This is a genomic window from Stenotrophomonas sp. BR163, from assembly GCF_047520985.2.
Lineage (GTDB): Bacteria > Pseudomonadota > Gammaproteobacteria > Xanthomonadales > Xanthomonadaceae > Stenotrophomonas > Stenotrophomonas sepilia.
This window is the reverse complement of sequence record NZ_JAXBRE020000003.1, coordinates 138,215-155,722: the sequence shown is the minus strand read 5'-3', so window position 1 is coordinate 155,722 and position 17,508 is coordinate 138,215. Positions and strand designations below refer to the sequence as shown.

General features: G+C 67.2%; 21 protein-coding genes. 14 read left to right on the top strand and 7 right to left on the bottom strand.

What is annotated here, in order from left to right; translation table 11 throughout:
- Nucleotides 1–80: 80 nt before the first annotated feature.
- Nucleotides 81–806 carry an enolase gene (locus ACM0PY_RS03130; RefSeq protein ID WP_134971711.1) on the top strand — a complete coding sequence of 242 codons (726 nt, stop codon included), beginning with the start codon at nucleotides 81–83 and terminating at the stop codon, nucleotides 804–806.
- Between the two features lie 72 nt (nucleotides 807–878).
- On the opposite strand, the gene ACM0PY_RS03125 is transcribed toward ACM0PY_RS03130, so the two are convergent.
- Nucleotides 879–1,325, bottom strand: coding sequence for a copper chaperone PCu(A)C (locus ACM0PY_RS03125; protein ID WP_134971710.1), 447 nt, complete (start codon nucleotides 1,323–1,325; stop codon nucleotides 879–881).
- A gap of 34 nt (nucleotides 1,326–1,359) precedes the next feature.
- Here ACM0PY_RS03125 and ACM0PY_RS03120 point away from each other — a divergent pair, with 34 nt between their 5' ends.
- The 4 genes from ACM0PY_RS03120 to ACM0PY_RS03105 all read left to right on the top strand — a co-directional run bounded on the left by ACM0PY_RS03120 (nucleotide 1,360) and on the right by ACM0PY_RS03105 (nucleotide 5,042).
- Complete coding sequence (locus ACM0PY_RS03120) at nucleotides 1,360–2,136, top strand: enoyl-CoA hydratase/isomerase family protein (RefSeq protein ID WP_088496140.1); 777 nt, start codon at nucleotides 1,360–1,362, stop codon at nucleotides 2,134–2,136.
- An 87-nt stretch (nucleotides 2,137–2,223) separates the two neighbouring features.
- Nucleotides 2,224–3,144, top strand: a complete 921-nt coding sequence (gene tesB, locus ACM0PY_RS03115; RefSeq protein ID WP_005408551.1) for an acyl-CoA thioesterase II — start codon at nucleotides 2,224–2,226, stop codon at nucleotides 3,142–3,144.
- Nucleotides 3,145–3,147: 3 nt separating this feature from the next.
- Complete coding sequence (locus ACM0PY_RS03110) at nucleotides 3,148–3,642, top strand: pathogenicity-like protein (protein ID WP_065178109.1); 495 nt, start codon at nucleotides 3,148–3,150, stop codon at nucleotides 3,640–3,642.
- A 182-nt stretch (nucleotides 3,643–3,824) separates the two neighbouring features.
- Nucleotides 3,825–5,042 (top strand): RNA polymerase sigma factor, encoded by a 1,218-nt coding sequence (locus tag ACM0PY_RS03105; RefSeq protein WP_180884886.1) that lies wholly within the window; start codon nucleotides 3,825–3,827, stop codon nucleotides 5,040–5,042.
- A gap of 59 nt (nucleotides 5,043–5,101) precedes the next feature.
- Here the strand turns inward: ACM0PY_RS03105 and ACM0PY_RS03100 are convergent, their stop codons facing one another.
- On the bottom strand, nucleotides 5,102–5,662 hold the full coding sequence (locus tag ACM0PY_RS03100; RefSeq protein ID WP_180884888.1) for an EF-hand domain-containing protein: 561 nt from the start codon (nucleotides 5,660–5,662) through the stop codon (nucleotides 5,102–5,104).
- A gap of 155 nt (nucleotides 5,663–5,817) precedes the next feature.
- Here ACM0PY_RS03100 and ACM0PY_RS03095 point away from each other — a divergent pair, with 155 nt between their 5' ends.
- The gene (locus ACM0PY_RS03095; RefSeq protein WP_134972678.1) at nucleotides 5,818–6,573 is read left to right on the top strand and encodes an arginyltransferase; all 756 of its coding nucleotides are present in this window, start codon (nucleotides 5,818–5,820) and stop codon (nucleotides 6,571–6,573) included.
- A gap of 37 nt (nucleotides 6,574–6,610) precedes the next feature.
- Nucleotides 6,611–7,816 (top strand): endonuclease/exonuclease/phosphatase family protein, encoded by a 1,206-nt coding sequence (locus tag ACM0PY_RS03090; RefSeq protein ID WP_180884890.1) that lies wholly within the window; start codon nucleotides 6,611–6,613, stop codon nucleotides 7,814–7,816.
- A gap of 85 nt (nucleotides 7,817–7,901) precedes the next feature.
- Here ACM0PY_RS03090 and purT read toward each other — a convergent pair whose 3' ends face one another.
- On the bottom strand, nucleotides 7,902–9,089 hold the full coding sequence (gene purT, locus ACM0PY_RS03085; RefSeq protein WP_180884892.1) for a formate-dependent phosphoribosylglycinamide formyltransferase: 1,188 nt from the start codon (nucleotides 9,087–9,089) through the stop codon (nucleotides 7,902–7,904).
- 137 nt (nucleotides 9,090–9,226) lie between these two features.
- On the opposite strand from purT, the gene ACM0PY_RS03080 reads away from it, so the two are divergent.
- The 5 genes from ACM0PY_RS03080 to ACM0PY_RS03060 are packed head-to-tail and all read left to right on the top strand — an operon-like array spanning nucleotide 9,227 to nucleotide 11,925.
- The gene (locus ACM0PY_RS03080) at nucleotides 9,227–10,108 is read left to right on the top strand and encodes an SPFH domain-containing protein (RefSeq protein WP_180884894.1); all 882 of its coding nucleotides are present in this window, start codon (nucleotides 9,227–9,229) and stop codon (nucleotides 10,106–10,108) included.
- 45 nt (nucleotides 10,109–10,153) lie between these two features.
- Complete coding sequence (locus ACM0PY_RS03075; protein WP_005415691.1) at nucleotides 10,154–10,333, top strand: type II toxin-antitoxin system antitoxin; 180 nt, start codon at nucleotides 10,154–10,156, stop codon at nucleotides 10,331–10,333.
- A complete protein-coding gene (locus ACM0PY_RS03070) occupies nucleotides 10,330–10,509 on the top strand; it encodes a DUF4177 domain-containing protein (RefSeq protein ID WP_180884896.1) in 180 nt (59 codons plus the stop codon). Before ACM0PY_RS03075 ends, ACM0PY_RS03070 begins: the two co-directional genes overlap by 4 nt.
- 3 nt (nucleotides 10,510–10,512) lie before the next feature.
- Nucleotides 10,513–11,106: a PH domain-containing protein gene (locus ACM0PY_RS03065; protein WP_072166927.1), complete on the top strand. Its 594-nt coding sequence runs from the start codon at nucleotides 10,513–10,515 to the stop codon at nucleotides 11,104–11,106.
- 9 nt (nucleotides 11,107–11,115) lie between these two features.
- Nucleotides 11,116–11,925, top strand: coding sequence for a M15 family metallopeptidase (locus tag ACM0PY_RS03060; RefSeq protein ID WP_180884898.1), 810 nt, complete (start codon nucleotides 11,116–11,118; stop codon nucleotides 11,923–11,925).
- 409 nt (nucleotides 11,926–12,334) lie between these two features.
- Here the strand turns inward: ACM0PY_RS03060 and ACM0PY_RS03055 are convergent, their stop codons facing one another.
- The 4 genes from ACM0PY_RS03055 to ACM0PY_RS03040 form a co-directional block, all read right to left on the bottom strand.
- Nucleotides 12,335–12,706, bottom strand: a complete 372-nt coding sequence (locus tag ACM0PY_RS03055; protein ID WP_061480384.1) for a DUF423 domain-containing protein — start codon at nucleotides 12,704–12,706, stop codon at nucleotides 12,335–12,337.
- 105 nt (nucleotides 12,707–12,811) lie between these two features.
- The gene (locus tag ACM0PY_RS03050; RefSeq protein ID WP_005415686.1) at nucleotides 12,812–13,885 is read right to left on the bottom strand and encodes a polyketide cyclase; all 1,074 of its coding nucleotides are present in this window, start codon (nucleotides 13,883–13,885) and stop codon (nucleotides 12,812–12,814) included.
- Nucleotides 13,886–14,120: 235 nt separating this feature from the next.
- Entirely contained in the window at nucleotides 14,121–14,762 is a 642-nt protein-coding gene (locus ACM0PY_RS03045) for a response regulator (RefSeq protein WP_414609443.1), read from the bottom strand.
- Nucleotides 14,762–15,958, bottom strand: a complete 1,197-nt coding sequence (locus ACM0PY_RS03040) for a sensor histidine kinase (protein ID WP_061480385.1) — start codon at nucleotides 15,956–15,958, stop codon at nucleotides 14,762–14,764. Before ACM0PY_RS03040 ends, ACM0PY_RS03045 begins: the two co-directional genes overlap by 1 nt.
- Before the next feature lie 151 nt (nucleotides 15,959–16,109).
- Between ACM0PY_RS03040 and ACM0PY_RS03035 the strand changes: the two genes are divergently transcribed.
- Nucleotides 16,110–16,706 (top strand): GNAT family N-acetyltransferase, encoded by a 597-nt coding sequence (locus ACM0PY_RS03035; RefSeq protein WP_005415684.1) that lies wholly within the window; start codon nucleotides 16,110–16,112, stop codon nucleotides 16,704–16,706.
- Complete coding sequence (gene minC / locus ACM0PY_RS03030) at nucleotides 16,652–17,497, top strand: septum site-determining protein MinC (RefSeq protein WP_049413254.1); 846 nt, start codon at nucleotides 16,652–16,654, stop codon at nucleotides 17,495–17,497. Before ACM0PY_RS03035 ends, minC begins: the two co-directional genes overlap by 55 nt.
- The last annotated feature ends 11 nt before the right edge of the window (nucleotides 17,498–17,508 follow it).

The following is a 17,508-nucleotide window of genomic DNA, read 5'->3' as shown; positions in this document are numbered from 1 at the left end:
GGCCGCTGGCCGGCAACCTCCAGACGCTTCGCGCATGCCGGCCAGCGGCCGGCACTACCGAACCCATTCAAAGGACTGAGATGATCCACCAGACTGAACTGCGCGACCTGCTGCCCGGCATGGTCCCCTTCCCTACCGATGTCTTCCCCGCCGACCAGACGTGGCTCGGCCAGCACCTGCTGCCGCTGCTGAAGATCGACCTCGGTGTGCTGCGCCCGGAACTGGCCGGCCAGGTGGCGACGATGCTGTGCCCGATCGAGCCGTACGACGGCTGCATCGGCGAAACCACCGAAGAACACCACAACGATTTCACCGCCACCAACTGGATCGCCTTCGAGCTGACCGCCGGCAACCAGATGCGCTTCCTCGGCAACGAGGGCTATTTCATCGGCGACGCAGTACAGGACAAGGACGCGCAGGAACACATTGCGCAGATGCGCGACAGCTACGTCAAGGCCCGCGACTACCACGCCATGCATGGCCGCCTCGCCTGCTACTCGCGCTACGGCAAGGGTGAGGCCAGCGAGCGCGATTATCTGGATACGCTGGGGGGACAGGTTTCCTGTGGCAACTGGATCGAAACGGCCGATATTCCGGCCGCTTTCACCCTAGAATTCACCGACGCCGCCAACGACCGGCATGCTCCAGATGATGCCGAACTGGCGATCATCCGCCGCAATGGCCACAAGTTCTTCGCCGTCGCCGAAGTCGCCGGCTACAACTGGTGCGCTGCCGGCGCCGACGCGATCGTGATGCTGTATGAGCCGGTGAGTCGCACAGTGCTGTTCTCGTACGACTGGTCGTAAGACCCTGCGGTAGCGCCGGCCGCTGGCCGGCATTTCCTGTGCTGCCGGCCAGCGGCCGGCACTACCCGTTCGTCATTTCGAAGCCCTGCGCACGGCCAGCGTCGCGCTCGCTTCACCACCACCTTCCAGCTGCAACTGCAGCGGCAGCGCCTGGCCTTCCTTCAGCGCGCCCTTGCCCTGCATCAGCATCAGGTGCAGGCCACCGGGCTTGAGCTCGGCGCGCGCGCCCGGTGCCAGCGGCATGCGCTCGATCGCGCGCATGCGGCTGACCCCATCGACAATCGTGGTCTCGTGCAGCGACACGTCGCCGAAACTACTGCTGGTCGCACCGGTGATCACCACCGCCCTGCTGCAGCCGTTGTGGATCACGCCATAGCCGGCAGTCATGGGCACCGCCGGATTCGGTGGCAACCGCGCCCAACCCTGCTCCACCGTGACGCAGCGTGATTCCGCAGCCGAAGCCGATGCTGCGGCCGCACACAGCACCCACAGTACGCCAACGAATGGTTTGGTTATCATCGCCCAGGTTCCTTCTTCGCAACGAGACCGCAGCATGACGACGCTCATCGAGGTGATCAACCACGGCCCCATCCGCGAACTGCGCCTGGCGCGGCCGCCGGTCAATGCACTGGACACCGATCTGTGCCGGCAGTTGATCCATGCCATCGAACTGGCCATGGCCGAAGACGCGCACGGCATCGTGTTGTCGGGCAGCGAGCGCATCTTCACCGGTGGAATGGACGTGCCGCACCTGCTCTCGCATGGCGATGACAAGCACAAGCTGCTGGACACCTGGAACGCTTTCTTTGGCGCCGTGCGCACACTGGCCGAGAGCCGCATCCCGGTGGTCGCGGCAATCACCGGCCACGCCCCGGCCGGCGGCTGCGTGCTGGCCCTGTGCTGCGACTACCGGGTAATGGCGCGCAGCGCCGATCCGTCGCGGCCGTATGCCATCGGCCTGAACGAGGTGCAGGTGGGCCTGATCGCGCCGGAGGGCATCCAGCGCCTGCTGCGCCGTGCGGTAGGCGTGCACCGCGCCGGCGTGCTGCTGACCACCGGTTCGCTGGTACCGGCCGAACAGGCGCTGCAGATCGGCCTGGTCGATGAGCTGGCCGAAGGCGACCTGGTGGTGGCCCGCGCCGTGGCCTGGCTGCAGAACCTGTTGAAGCAGCCTCGGCAGCCGATGCTGCTGACCCGCGCCATCGCTCGCGCCGACCTGCACGAAGCGCTGCACCCGGACCTGATCCAGCTCGACCGCTTCGTCGACGCCTGGTTCGCTCCGGACGCACAGAACGCCCTGCAGGCCCTGGTGGCGCGCCTGGGCAAGTAGCGGTTGCCCCGCCCGGGGTCAGATCCCTTTCGCCGGGCGAAAGGGATCTGACCCCTGACCGGTATAATCAGGCCCTCTTTCACTGCTGTGGCCGCCCCCTTGAACGACACGCCCGAACCCGTCGTCTCCGAGCTGATCGACCTGCTCACGCTGGAGCGGCTGGAGGACAACCTGTTCCGCGGGCAGAGCCGCGACATCGGCACCAAGTACGTGTTCGGTGGGCAGGTGCTGGGCCAGGCCCTGGCTGCGGCGCAGGCCACGGTCGACAACGGCCGCCACGTGCACTCGCTGCACGCCTACTTCCTGCGCGCCGGCAACATCGACCACCCGATCGTCTACGACGTGGACCGCACCCGCGATGGCGGCAGCTTCTCGGTGCGACGGGTCACCGCGATCCAGCACGGCAAGGTGATCTTCTTCTGCGCGGCCTCGTTCCAGCAGGCCGAGACCGGCGCCGAGCACCAGCACAAGATGCCTGAAGTGCCGCAGCCGGAAGACATCGAACCAAACCGGCCGCTGCCGGCCGAAGTGCTGGAGCGGCTGCCGATCAAGGTGCAGCGCTGGCTGTCGCGTGGCGGCCCGTTCGAGTTCCGCCACGTCTACCCGCGCGACGAGTTGAACCCGCCCAAGCGCCCGCCCTACCACCAGGTGTGGCTGCGCCTGAGCGAGCCGGTCGGCGATGCCCCGGAGCTGCACCAGGCGCTGCTGGCCTATGCCTCCGACTTCCACCTGCTGGGCACGGCGACCTTCCCGCACGGCATCAGCTACTACCACCCGCACGTGCAGATGGCCTCGCTCGACCACGCAATCTGGTTCCACCGCCCGTTCCGCGCCGACGACTGGCTGCTGTACTCGCTGGACAGCCCCAGCGCGCAGGATTCGCGCGGCCTGGCCCGCGGCCAGTTCTTCACCCGCAACGGCGTGCTGGTGGCCAGCACTGCGCAGGAAGGCCTGATCCGCGTGGTTCCCGACCAGGCTGCGGCCGCCGCCGTGCCGGCCAAGGAGTAACCCATGCGCCAGATCTTCAGCAGCCAGCGCGTGGAAACCGTCGAAGGCGTGGCCGAGCTCCTGCGCGGGCATGGGATCGACGTCAAGGTGACCAACGGGCGCTCGTACAAGACCCGTCGCCGCGGCCAGTTCAGTTATACCGACCTGGGCAACGCCAACGCCTACCCGGCGGTATGGATCGTGCGTGCCGACGACCAGCCGCGCGCGCGCGAAATCCTGCGCGAGGCGCGCCTGCTCGACACTACCCGCCGCGACCACCCCACCGCCGAATTCGCCTTCCGCGACGCGCCGGAACCGGGCAGCGGCGGCCGCAGCTGGGCCTGGCGCATCCGCATCGCGCTGCTGGTGGTGATCGCTGGCGTGGCGCTGGTGATCGGCCTGCGCCATCGCGGCGCCCCGGTGCCCGCCCCGCAGGCCCAGCCGCAGCAGGCGCAACCGGCCCCGCAGGCCGCGCCGGAAGAGGAAGAAGTCCGGGTCCGCATCCAGCCCTCGAAATGACTCGCGGGTGAAAAAGGGGACGGAGGGGATTAAGTCGTTTGTGCCACAAACGACTTAATCCCCTCCGTCCCCTTTTTGTCATGAGGATGCCGGCCAGCGGCCGGCACTACCGCACAGAATGCTGGTCACACTTCGCGCGCGGCTCCGTCATGGGACACAATCCCCGCAGGAGAGCCGCCGCCATGACGACGTTCACCGCATCGATCGACCAGACCCTGGAACGCGAACTGCCCGCCGCCGCCAACGGTTGCCAGCACGCCTACGGCCGCATCGTGCTGGCCTGCCAGAACACGGTCACCGCCATCGCGCTGGCCATCACCCGGGACCGCCAGGCCAGCGAGGACATCGCCCAGGAGGCCTTTGTGAAGGGCTGGCAGCAGCTGCACCAGCTGCGCAGCGCGACCAGCTTCCTGCCGTGGCTGCGGCAGATCACCCGCAACCTCGCCCGCGACTGGCTGCGCGCCCAGCGTGGCCGTCCACTGACCGGCGAGGCGGCCGAGGTGGCGATGGGGATGGCCGCCGATCCGTCCCCGGGCGCAGCCGATCGCCTGCAACGGGTGGAGGAAGAAATCGCCGCCGAGGACATCATCTCCACCCTGCCCGCCGACAGCCGCGAAGTCCTGTTGCTGTACTACCGCGAAGGCCAGCGCTCGCAGCAGGTGGCCGACCTGCTCGGGCTCAGCGACGCCGCCGTGCGCAAGCGCCTGTCGCGCGCCCGCGCGCTGGTGCGCGACGGCCTGCTGCAGCGCTTCGGTGAGTTCGCGCGCAGCAGCGCGCCGAGCGCCGCCTTCGCCACCGCCGTGGTGTCGATGGTGCTGGTGGCCGCACCCGGCACCGCCAGTGCCGCGATCCTGCTGAGCGCCGGCGTCGGCGTGGGCAGCAGCAAGCTGGGCCTGGGCGGGGCCAGCGTGGCCGGGGGTACAGCCATGGGCTCGGTCACCGCCACCCTGGGCTACCTGCACATGATTCCGGCCAGCACTTGGGGCGCGTTCGCTGGTGGCGTTGCCGGCGGCGTGATCGGCAGCTACCTGGGCGGTCGATTCCTGCTGTCCTATGCCAAGACCGATGCCGAACGCGCGCGGGTCTGGCGCTTTGTGCGCATGAACACCTGGACAGCCATGGCCTGCTGCCTGGCAGTGCTGGCGGTGGTACTGCTGCAGACCCCGACGTGGGTGCATCTGCTGGTGCTGGTGCTCGGCATGGGTCTGGTGAACTACCAGTGCCTGGGACCGCTGCAGCAGATCATGGCGCCGCTGATCGCGCGCGATTCGTCGCGGCGTGGGCGCACCGGCACCAACTGGGTGTATGAATCGCTGTATGGGCGTACCGGGATCATCGCCATGAACATCGTGGTGCTGGGCGTCGTGCTGTATGCCGTGGCCCATTCCAGCGGCCGCTAGGGCCTCAACGCACGACGCCGGCAGTACGCCGGCGTCGTGGTCGGTCAGCGCGCGATGAATCAGCGCTGCGACTTCGGTGCACCGCCGTCGCGCGGACCGCCTTGGCGCGGGCCACCGTGCATCGGGCCCTTGGCCGCGTCGAACTCGGCCTTGCTCAGCTGGCCGTCCTTGTTGGTGTCGGCGGCAGCGAACCAGGCATCACGATGCTGCTTCATGCGCAGCTCGCGGTCGGCCTTGTCCAGGTAACCGTCCTTGTTGAGGTCGAGCTGGTCGAAGCGCGCGGCCAGGCGCGGATCGGCCTTGGCCTCGTCGCGGCTGATGCGGCCGTCCTTGTTGACGTCCAGCCTGGCCCAGCGCTCGCCGCCGTGGCCACGGCGGCCATGCTGCCAGCGCGGCAGCTCATCGCGCGAGAGCTTGCCGTCCTTGTTCTTGTCCAGCTCGTCGAACTTCGCGGCCAGGCGCGGATTGGCAGCCGCCTCGCTGCGGTCGATCACGCCGTCGCCATTGGTGTCCAGCTTGGCCGGGCGCTGCGCCGGCGTGGCCGGGGTGTCGGCGGCCAGCGCGATTCCGGAAGCGGAGGTGCCCAGCAGCAGGGCCAGCAGCAGGGGGGTACGGATCATGAGGTCACTCCTGGGGATGGGAACAGCGTCGGGGTGATCACTTCACCCTCGGGGACAACAACGCCCGGGCGCGACGTCGGTTGACGCCACTGCCGATTCCATTCATCCGGCGGACAGTCGCCGCCTCTGCGACAGGCTGGGGCTATGCTGTGCCCATGGCGATACATGGCGACAGAGACGACGAACTGCGACTTTTCCAGACCGGCGAGCACCCCTGCGGGTACTGGTCGGACCGGGTGGCGCGCGACCTGGTGCTGGATCCGCACGATCGCCGGCTGGGTGGCCTGTACCCGCTGGCACTGAGCTGGGGCTTCCGCCGCAGCGGCGACCTGGTGTACCGGCCGCACTGCGCGCACTGCCAGGCCTGTGTGGCGGTGCGGATCCCGGTGGCGCGCTTCGCCCCGGACCGCAGCCAGCGCCGCTGTGCCGCCCGCAATGACGACCTGGAGGTGCGGATCACTGCCGCCACCGCCCGCGACGACCTGTTCGCGCTGTATCACCGCTACCTCACCCACCGCCACGCCAACGGCGGCATGGACGACCACGGCCCGCACGAATTCGAGCAGTTCCTGATCGGCAGCTGGTCGCACACCCGCTTCATGGAGATGCGCCTGCCCGGCCACGACGGCCAGCCCAGCCAGCTGCTGGGGGTGGCGGTGACCGACGTCACCGAGCATGGCCTGTCGGCGGTCTATACGTTCTTCAACCCGGACCACGCCGCGCGCGGGCTGGGTACCTTCGCGATCCTGCAGCAGATCGAGTGGGCACGCCGCGAGGGGCTGCCGCACGTGTACCTGGGCTACTGGATCCGCGGGCACCAGAAGATGGACTACAAGCGCCGCTTCCATCCCCTTGAGGCCTACGACGGCCGCCGCTGGCACGATTTCGACAACGAACTGGACGGGCGCTGACAAACCGCTGACACCGGGCCGGGTGCAGAATAGGGGGATGAACGCCAAACCCCTGATCCTCGCCCTGGCCCTGCTCTGCGGCGCCACCGCCCCCGCCTTTGCCACGTCCCCCGCGATGACTGAGAAGCCGTCCACTGCGCTGCGCCTGGCCACCTACAACACCTCGCTGTACTCCGACGACGCCGGTGGCCTGATCAAGGAGCTGGAGGGCGACAGCGAGCACGCACGCAAGATCGCCGCCGTGCTGCAGCAGGTGCGCCCGGACCTGGTGCTGCTGAACGAATTCGATTTCGACGATGCCCATCGCGCCGCCGACCTGTTCCAGAAGCGCTACCTGGAAGTCGCCCAGCCCGGCGGCGGCAAGCCGCTGCACTTTGCCTACCGCTACCTGGCGCCGGTCAACACAGGTGTGCCCAGCGGCCTGGACCTGGACAACAACGGCGTGGTCGGCGGCGAAGGCCGCGGCCGTGGCAATGATGCGTGGGGCTACGGCCTGCACCCGGGCCAGTACGGCATGCTGGTGCTGTCGCGCTACCCGATCGATGAAACCAAGGTACGCAGCTTCCAGCTGTTGAAGTGGAGCGCGATGCCCGGTGCGATCCGCCCGGTCGACCCGCGTACCGGCCAGAGCTTCTACAACGATCATGTGTGGTCGCAGCTGCGCCTGTCGTCGAAGTCGCATTGGGACGTGCCGGTGAAGACCCCGGCCGGCGTGGTGCACGCGCTGGTTTCGCACCCGACCCCGCCGGTGTTCGATGGCCCGGAAAAGCGCAACGCGGCGCGCAACCATGACGAACTGCGCCTGTGGCAGGAATACCTGTCCAAGGGTGACAAGCCCTGGCTGTGCGACGACAAGGGCCAGTGTGGCGGCTTGGCGCAGGACGCGCGCTTCGTGATCCTTGGCGATCTGAACAACGACCCGGTCGATGGCGATGGCCGCCACGAGGCGATCGTCGAGCTGATCGAGAACGCGCGCGTGCTGCGCTACCCCACCCCGCGCAGCGTCGGCGGTGAGCAGACCAGCCTGGCCTATGCGGCCAAGGGCATCGAACGCAAGGGCGCACCGTTCCACGCCACCGGCGATTTCGGCCCGAAGTCCGGCACCATGCGCCTGGACTACGTGCTTCCCTCGACCGGTTTCGAGTACGTGGGCAGCGGCATCTTCTGGCCGGCCAATGAAAGCCCGGAAGCGAAGATCGCCGACGGCAGCGACCACCACCTGGTGTGGGTGGACGTGCGGTAGAGTCGACTGCACGTTGAGCGTACCGACCAACGGTCGGTACCCACCGGGTTTCGGTAGGCGACGACCGTTGGTCGTCGCTCCTTTTTCAGGGGCGCAGCTCGACGCCGATGGCGTCGGCGGCATCACGCGCGATGGCGCGTGCTTCGTCGATGGTGTCCGCGCGCGCCAGGGTCACACCGACGCGGCGGTGGCCATGCACGCTCGGCTTGCCGAACAGGCGCACGGCGGTATCCGGTACCTGCAGCGCGGCGGCGACATTGTTGAAGTACGGCACACCCTCGCCGTGTGCCAACAGCGCGCACGACGCCGACGGGCCACTCTGGCGGATCACCGGAATCGGCAAGCCGAGGATCGCGCGCGCGTGCAGCGCGAACTCGCTCAGCTCCTGCGATACCAGCGTCACCAGGCCGGTATCGTGCGGGCGCGGCGACACTTCGCTGAACCACACTTCGTCGCCCTTCACGAACAGCTCGACGCCGAACAGGCCCCAGCCGCCAAGGTCGTCGGTGATCGCACGCGAAATCTCTTCGGCACGCACCAGTGCCGCGCTCGACATCGGCTGCGGCTGCCAGCTTTCGCGGTAGTCGCCGTCCTTCTGCAGATGGCCGATCGGCGCGCAGAACGAGGTGCCACCGGCATGGCGCACGGTCAGCAGGGTGATCTCGTAATCGAAATCGATGAAACCCTCGACGATGCAGCGGCCGGCACCGGCACGGCCACCGGTCTGTGCGTACTCCCAGGCCGGAGCGATGTCCGCTTCGCTGCGCAGCGTGCTCTGGCCCTTGCCCGAGGACGACATCACCGGCTTGACCACGCACGGCAGGCCGATGGCGGCCACGGCAGCGCGGTACTCGGCCTCGGTATCGACGAAGCGGTACGGCGAGGTCGGCAGGCCCAGGGTTTCGGCGGCGAGGCGGCGGATGCCCTCGCGGTCCATGGTCAGGCGCGCGGCGCGTGCGGTCGGGATCACCCGCAGGCCCTGCTCCTGCTCCAGCTGGACCAGGGTCTCGGTATGGATGGCCTCGATCTCCGGCACCACCAGGTGCGGCTGCTCCTGGGCGATCAGCGCACGCAGCGCCATCGCATCGAGCATGTCGATCACGTGCGAACGGTGGGCGACCTGCATGGCCGGGGCATCGGCGTAGCGGTCAGCGGCGATCACTTCCACGCCCAGCCGCTGCAGCTCGATGGCCACCTCCTTGCCAAGTTCGCCCGAGCCCAGCAGCAGCACGCGGGTGGCGGAGGGGGACAACGGAGTTCCAAGCTTGGCCATGGCGGTTCCAGCAGCGACGTGAAGGCGGGTGGGCATTCTAGCTGGCCGCGCACCCTGACCATGGCATCCGACGAACGGTAGTCGACAAGTGATATCATTTTGATATCTTCAATTCGAACCCTCAAGGACGTACCGCCATGAAAGAGAAGTCGCTTGCCTCCCTGAACGGCCTGGGCAGCCTGGCCGGATCCCTGCTGGTCGCGCTGGCGGGTACCGCACTGTTCGTACTCGGGGCGACGACCAGGACCGGTTCCGGCTCACCGAACCTGCTGCTGATGCTGGCCGGCATGCTGGTGATCTTCGCTGCGGTCTTCATCCTGGCCGGCCTGTACACCATCCAGCCCAACCAGGCGGCGGTGCTGAGCCTGTTCGGCAAGTACGTCGGCACCGTCAAGGACAACGGCCTGCGCTGGAACAACCCCTTCTATGCCAAGCGCCGGGTCAGCCAGCGCGTGCGCAACTTCGAGAGCGGCAAGCTGAAGGTCAACGAGCTGGACGGCAGCCCGATCGAGATCGCTGCGGTCATCGTCTGGCAGGTGGTCGATGCCTCCGAGGCCGTCTACAACGTGGACGACTACGAGAGCTTCGTGCACATCCAGTCCGAATCGGCACTGCGGGCGATGGCCACCAGCTATCCCTACGACCAGCACGAGGATGGACAGCTGGCCCTGCGCAGCCACGCCAGCGAGATCTCCCAGCACCTGAAGAACGAGCTGGCCGAGCGCCTGGCCGATGCCGGTGTACAGGTGATCGACGCACGCATCAGCCACCTGGCCTACGCCGCCGAAATCGCCCAGGCGATGCTGCAACGCCAGCAGGCCAACGCGGTGATCGCCGCGCGCACGCGTATCGTTGCTGGTGCGGTGGGCATGGTCGAGATGGCCTTGGCCGAACTGCAGAAGAACGGCGTGGTGCAGCTGGACGAGGAACGCAAGGCGCACATGGTCAGCAACCTGCTCACCGTGCTGTGCTCGGACCGCGGCACCCAGCCGATCGTCAATGCCGGCTCGCTGTATTGAGCCACACTCGCAACGGGGTGCCCCACCGCCCCGCCAGGAGCCCCCATGAGTGAGAAGAAAGCCTACCCGCTGCGCATCAATGCCGACGTCCTGGCTGCTGCGCAGCGCTGGGCTGATGACGAACTGCGCAGCCTCAACGCGCAGATCGAGTATGTGCTGCGCGACGCCCTGCGCAAGGCAGGCCGCCTGCCGAAACCCACGCCATCTTCAGAGGACAAGGAATGAGCAAGCGCTGGAGCTACCAGAGGATCGAGGTCAAGACGTCCATGATGGGCCTGCTCAAGGCCGAGGACATCCAGAGCGAACTGAGCCGCCAGGGCCAACTGGGCTGGGAGCTGGTCAACATCATCATCCCCGCACCGATGCGCCCGGCGATGCTGGTGTTCAAGAAGGAGGCCTGAGCCATGGGCGCCAGCGATCCGAAACAGTACGAGGTGGCCGAGAGCTCGCCGTTGCGCGTGCTGTGGATCGTGCTGCCCCTGCTCGCCGCCTTCGTGGCCTGCTTGTATGCGCAGCTGTACAAGGCGCCGGCCAGTGCCCCCTGGATCGAAGTAACGCTGTCGCCGCCCTGGTTCCGGATGGGCGGCAGTGCCGCCTGGAGTCTGCTGGTGATCGCGGTACTCGGCATCGGGTTGGGCGCAGCATTCTTCCGTCGCCGGGTGGAACTGGCCGACAACGTGCTGGATGTGCGCTCGACGATGTACCGCCGCCGCGTTCCGGTGGCGCAGCTGCGGCTGGACCAGGCCGAGGTGGTCGACCTGCAGCGTGACCCCCGCTATGGCATCCGCTTCAAGACCAACGGCTACGCAATGCCGGGCTTCTATTCCGGCCACTTTCGCCTGCAGGGCGGCGCCAAGGGCTTCGCGCTGGTCACCAACCGCGCGCGCGTCCTCGCCCTGCCGGTCCGCGATGGCAGCACCCTGCTGCTCAGTCTCGATCGGCCACAGGCGCTGCTGGAAGCACTGCGCAAGGTGGCCGTGCCGGGCCCGCGGCAGTAAGCTGCGGCGATGCAACGACGCCTGCCCCTGCTGATCAATACCGAAGCCATCGAACTGTGGCCCGCAGACCTGCTGCGTGCGCGCAGCAATCTCGACGCGCGCCTGCTGTCACGAGCGAACTGGGTGCTGCGGCGCAAATGCGATGGCCGTTACCTGGCGGCGGTGGTGGAACACGGCGTGCACGCCATGGTGCCGCGCCTGGCGCGCGAGCCCGGGGCCGAGGAAGCACTGGCCTTGCTGGATGCAGCCGCGGCCCGGCCATTCGGTGCAAATCTGGAAGCGCAGTGGCTGCCCCTCGCCGGGCTGCAGCAGCGCCTGCAGCAGCTCGGCCTGGATGCCCAGCGCTATGCCGACGACAGCGGCCTGCCGCTGGAACCCGAACCGTGCCTGCTGCACTTCGCTGGGCGCGACCGCTTCGCCCGCCCGCTGTGGCTGCGCCGCGGCGCTGCACAGGGCTGGCGGCGGATGCGCCTGCATGCAGCGCGCGATGGCATCGCACTGGATGCAATCTCCGGCTTCCGCAGCCATGCCTACCAGCTGGGCATCTTCGAACGGAAACGGGCGCGCGGGCTGAGCGTGACGGAGATCCTGAAGGTGAATGCCGCGCCGGGGTTCAGTGAACACAATAGCGGCCATGCGCTGGACATCGGCACGCCGGGCGATGCCCCGGCCGAGGAATCGTTCGACGCTACCGATGCATTTGCTTGGCTGCAGGCCCATGCCGGCGCGCATGGCTTCCAGCTGAGCTACCCGCGCGACAACCCGCACGGCATCGTCTACGAACCGTGGCACTGGTGCTGGAGACCGGCCAACGGCTGAGCCCCTCGTGGCGGCCGCAGGGCGAAATTCATGGAGCTGTCCGGGCGGATTCCGCGCGCGCCCACCACGAGATGGAACAAGAAGGCAAAGACAGAAGCCGGTCGCTTCGCTCGAAGCCTCTACAACGGATCAGCGCGCGGCTGTTGGGTCCGCCTTCAAGCGAGCCGAGCACCGCAGGTCCGGCGAGGGCGAAGAGGTGCGTGCGATTCTGTATAGCCGAGCCACGCTCGGCTGCTCTCCGCGCCGTCCCTCGACGGGCCGAGGAGCGCAGGGGACCGGTGCGCAGCACCGGCTCGCGGCCGGCGGCGCGTTTCTTTTGGTTACTTTTCTTTTCGCGCGAAAAGAAAAGTAACGCCCATGAACCATCACGATCGCATCGGCATGGATCGGAGCGACAGCCCTGCGAACGTCACCGCCTCAACGCATTGATCGCCAGCAACACCCATCCGGCCATCATGCTGGTGCCACCGATCGGCGCCATCCGCGTCGGCCACTGCCACAACGCCCCACCCATCAGGCTGCCGGAAAACAGCAGGACACCCAGCAGCAGCACGTACAGCGCCAGGTGTGCGATCGCCCCCTGCGCGCGCGGCCCAAGCGCCACCAGCACCGCGCCATGCGCGAACGCATACAGCGCCGCCATGTTCAGATGCTGCTGCGCCAACGGGTCGGCCACGCCATGCGATGCATAGGCAGACAGGCCGATCGAGGCGGCAGCCAACAGCGCCCCCAGGCAGGCCAACAGGGAAGGCTTACGTGCGCGACGTTCCAGATTGAACATGAGGGCTCCTTGCGCAGCGCCCCTTGACGGGCACCGGATGAAAAAAAAACGCGCCGCAATGAGCGGCGCGTTTTCGTGTCCAACACTACATGGGTCAGCCGGGGATTACTTGACGGCCCAGTAGATGTCGTAGGTACCTTCCGGGGTGAACGACTTGTCGATGCCGTCCTTCCAGGTTTCGTACGGACGGTCGATGACTTCGTTGCCCGAGGTCACGGCCCAGGCACGCAGGCCGTTGCGCGCCACGTCCAGACCCGCCATGTGGCCGGTGTAGGCCGCATGCGCCGAACGGTGCGGAGCAACGTGCACGTACTTGACCGGAGCGCCGCCGTCGATCTTGACGGTCAGCTCGTCGGCAGCAGCACCTTCAGCACCCTTCTTCTTCACCGGCTGGGCGATGTCGAAAGCGTACTTCTCCTGGCCGAAGTCGGTGGTGATGATGCGGAACGGACCGGCAGCTTCAAGGCCATTGGCCTCCATCACGCGCTTGATCCACTCCTGGTTGTCCTTGATGGACTTGGTGATGGTGTCCTGACCGCGGTCCACGTTGCCGGCGTTGACCACCAGCAGGTTCTCGGCCGGCACTTCAACGATGGCCAGGTCGGTCAGCGGGGCTTCCGGCGTGCGGTAGTCCACGTTCGGCACGGTTGCGAGCATGTTGGCCATGCGCGACAGACCCATCTTGATGTCATCGCCGATCTGGCGGCTGACATACAGGCCGGCGTAACGGCCGAACAGGTCGAAGCCGTACTTCACCGAGTAGTCCTGGGTGATCTTGACGTTGCGACCGCCCTTGCCGGTCGGCTCCAGGTTGAAGGTGGTGACCTTGTCGTGACCCTTGGTGGCGTCCTCGATGGCGATCACAACACGCTTGTTCTCTTCGGCTTCGGTGATCTTCCAGGAACCGGTACCCAGGTCCTTGGAGGTGAAGTCGAGGGTGGCACCGACACCCGAGGCCGGGCCGGACAGCTTCAGATCAACGGCGGGATCGCGCAGTACCAGCGGGTTCCAGTCCTTGAAGCGGCGCAGGCTGCTGACCGTGTCGTACACGATCGTCATCTTGCGGTTGGTCTCGATGCTTTCGGTGATGTGACGCTCGCCCGGCAGACATACGCCAATGATGACGAACAGGCCAGCCACGATCCCCAAGGCGATCAGGAACTCGATAATACGGGTCATTCAGAGAGTCTCCGGGGCCGATCCCACGGCCGGGTTGATTGAAGCGAAGCGCCAATCCTAGCAGGCTTCGCGGGCATTGTTTATCGGGATTGGCGCACCGGTTTCCCTGCCGGCTGCGTATTTGTATGGACAAAGGATTCGAAGGGTAACGCATACCGCTACCCGGCAAGTAGGGGGCAACCTTGGCGGAAACCCCCGACCACGACCCAAGTCTTTGTACTTGAAAGATTTTTTCTCAGACCAGCTGGAGTTCGAACGCCTTCAATACGGCACGCGTACGGTCGCGCACACCCAGCTTGGAAAGGATGTTGGACACGTGGTTCTTGATGGTGCCCTCGGCGACGCCCAGCGAATTGGCGATCTCCTTGTTGGAGAAGCCACTGGCCATCAGCCGCAGGATCTCGGTCTCGCGGTCGGTCAGCGGGTCCGGGCGGTCCAGGCTGACGAATTCATTGCGCATGTGCTCCAGGCCGGACAGCAGGCGCTGGGTTACCGACGGCTGCACCAGCGATCCCCCGTCGGCCACGGTGCGGATGGCACCGACCAGCTGTGCCAGGGTGACGTCCTTGAGCAGGTAGCCCTTGGCACCGGCCTTGAGCCCGGCCAGCACCAGCTGGTCGTCGTCGAAGGTGGTGAGGATGATGGTCGGCGGCAGCTGTTCCTGCCGCGACAGCACCTGCAGGGCCTCCAGCCCCGACATCACCGGCATGCGCATGTCCATCAGCACCACGTCGGGGCGTACCTGGGGGATCAGCTCGACCGCCTGCCGGCCGTCGCCGGCCTCGGCCACCACCTCGATGCCGTCGTCGAGCGCCAGCAGGGAGCGGATTCCCTGCCGCACCAGGGTTTGGTCGTCGACCAGGCAGACGCGAATCATCAACGCACTCCTTCAGGAACCTTGGTAAGGGCCGCCACCAGCACCGTTGCCGGCACCGTCGCCCGCAGCCGGAAACCCTCACCGGGGCGGGTTTCGATCTGCAGCTGGCCACCACATTGTTGCAGGCGCTCGCGCATGCCGCGCAAGCCATTGCCCACATTGACCATATCCGCGCCGACGCCGTCGTCGCGCGCCTCGACCACCACCCGATCGGGGGCTTCACGGTACACCCTGATCCACAGGTGGCGGGCACTGGCATGGCGCACCGCATTGGTGATGATCTCCTGGGTGCAGCGCAGCAGTACGTGGGCCCGCTGCGGGTCCTCCACGTTCAGCGGATCCTCGATCTCCAGCTGGATGTCCAGCGAGGGCACGTTCTCGGTCAGCGGGCGCAGCGCCGCAGCCAGATCGATCGCGCCGGTCTCGCGCAGCTGGCTCACCACCTCGCGCACATTGCCCAGCAGCAGCTTGGCCAGCGCGTGCGAGCGCTTCACGTGATCGAGGGCCTGGCCCTCGGCCAGGTGCCCGGCGACCTCCAGGTTCAGGGTCAGCGCGGTCAGCTGGTGGCCCAGCAGGTCATGCAGTTCGCGCGAAATGCGGGTGCGCTCGTTGACCCGCGCGCTCTCGGCCAGCAGGGCGCGGGTGGCGCGCAATTCCGAATTAAGCCGGCGCTGCTCGTCGCGGGCCTCGGTCTGCTGCCGCGCGACCAGGCTGGTCACGAAGATGAACATGGAGAAGCCGCCGTACAGCAGCGACTGCATCACCGCTTCGAACAGCGGGAAGCGCAGCAGCAGGTAATAGACCGGAGCCACGGCCAGCTGGCTGACCAGCAGCCACAGCACCCCCAGCCGTACCGACAGCATCCACGGAATGACCCCGGCGGCCACCATCATCAGGATGCTGCCCAGGCCCGACCCGCTGAGGAAGCTGACCCCCAGCGCCGAGACCGTCAGCAACAGCAGCAGGCCGCGGTCCAGCCAGCTGGTGTGGCTGTCGCTGCGCAGGATGCGGGTCAGCCAGTAGTAGGCCGTGCCGAAGGACAAGTAGGCGACGAACAGCAGGATCGCCCAGCCGCCCATGTCAGCGCGGCTGTGCAGGTTCTCGAACTGCGAGTACGCCAGCGGCAGGCCGACCATGACCCAGGTGAACAGGCCGGCCAGGCGGAGGACGCGGGTATGGCTGAGGACTCCCAACATGCCAGCACTCTACGGGCCCGGCCTGCGTCGCGCACTCCCACGGAAGTCATGCCTCCGCAGTCGCCTGTTCATGCCGCAGCCCACCCCGGGCATGCAATAATCGTGCGCAGGGTCCCTTGATGGACCAACCGCGTTACCCCACGGAGTCACAATGTCGATTGTCATCCGCGACGTGCGCGAGCACGAGCTCGATTCCGTCCTGGCTTTGAACAACAATGCTGGCCTGGCCATCCTTCCCCTGGATGCGGCCCGCCTGCGCCTGTTCTATGAGACCGCTGAATACTTCCGCGTCGCCGAGCGCGACGGCAACCTGGCCGGCTTCCTGATCGGCTTTGGCAGCGACAGCCAGCACGACAGCAGCAATTTCGCCTGGTTCAAGCAGCAGCTGGACACCCCGTTCTTCTATATCGACCGCATCGTGGTCGCCAGCCGCCGTCGTGGCGGCGGCGTCGGCCGTGCGTTCTATGCCGACGCGCAGAGCTTCGCCGAGCTGCGCTACCCGCAGATGACCTGCGAAGTCTTCCTCGACCATGGCGCCGATGCCGCCCTGCTCTTCCACGGCAGCTTCGGCTTCCGCGAGCTGGGCCAGAACACGATGCCGCAGGTCGATGTGCGCGCCAGCATGCTGGCCAAGGAACTGTGCAGCTACCCCTGGGTCAAGGAGACCTACGGCGGCAAGCTGCCGGATGTGGCATGGACACGCGCACGGCAGCTGCCGGCGCAGGCACAGCGGCCGACGGGGACCTGAGCGTGGCGGTGAATTTCGATTACGAACAAGCCGGTGAACTGAAGATCGGCCAGGTGGGCATCGCCAACCTGCGCATCCGTACCCTTGATGTCGAACGCCTCGTGCAGGAAATGCGCGAGCGCGTGACCCGCGCCCCGAAGCTGTTCGGCCGTGCCGCGGTGATCCTCGACTTCGGCGGCCTGAGCCAGGTGCCGGATGTGGCCACCGCGCAGGCGCTGGTCGATGGCCTGCGCAGCGCCGGCGTGCTGCCGGTGGCGCTGGCCTATGGCACCAGCGCGATCGACCTGCTCTCGCAGCAGCTCGGCCTGCCGCTGCTGGCCAAGTTTCGCGCGCAGTACGAGCGTGCCGAGGCCGAACCGGCCCCGCCGCCGCCTGCACCGGAGCCGCGCCGCGCAGCCCGTGCCGAACCGAAGCCCGCCCCGGCAACGCCGGTGGCCAAGGTGGCCGACGCGGCTGCACCGAAGCCGGGCCGCATGCAGCTGGGCAACGTGCGTTCGGGCCAGCAGCTGTACGCGGAAAACTGCGACCTGACCGTGATGGCCACCGTCGGCGCCGGCGCCGAGGTCATTGCCGATGGCAGCATCCACATCTACGGCACCCTGCGCGGCCGCGCGCTGGCAGGGGCCCAGGGCAACACCGCGGCACGCATTTTCTGCCGTGATTTCCATGCGGAACTGGTCGCCATTGCCGGCCATTACAAGGTACTGGACGATGTCCCGGACAACCTGCGCGGCAAGGCCGTGCAGGTCTGGCTGGAACAGGACCAGATCAAGATCGCTGCGCTGGACTGACGCAGCCCCCA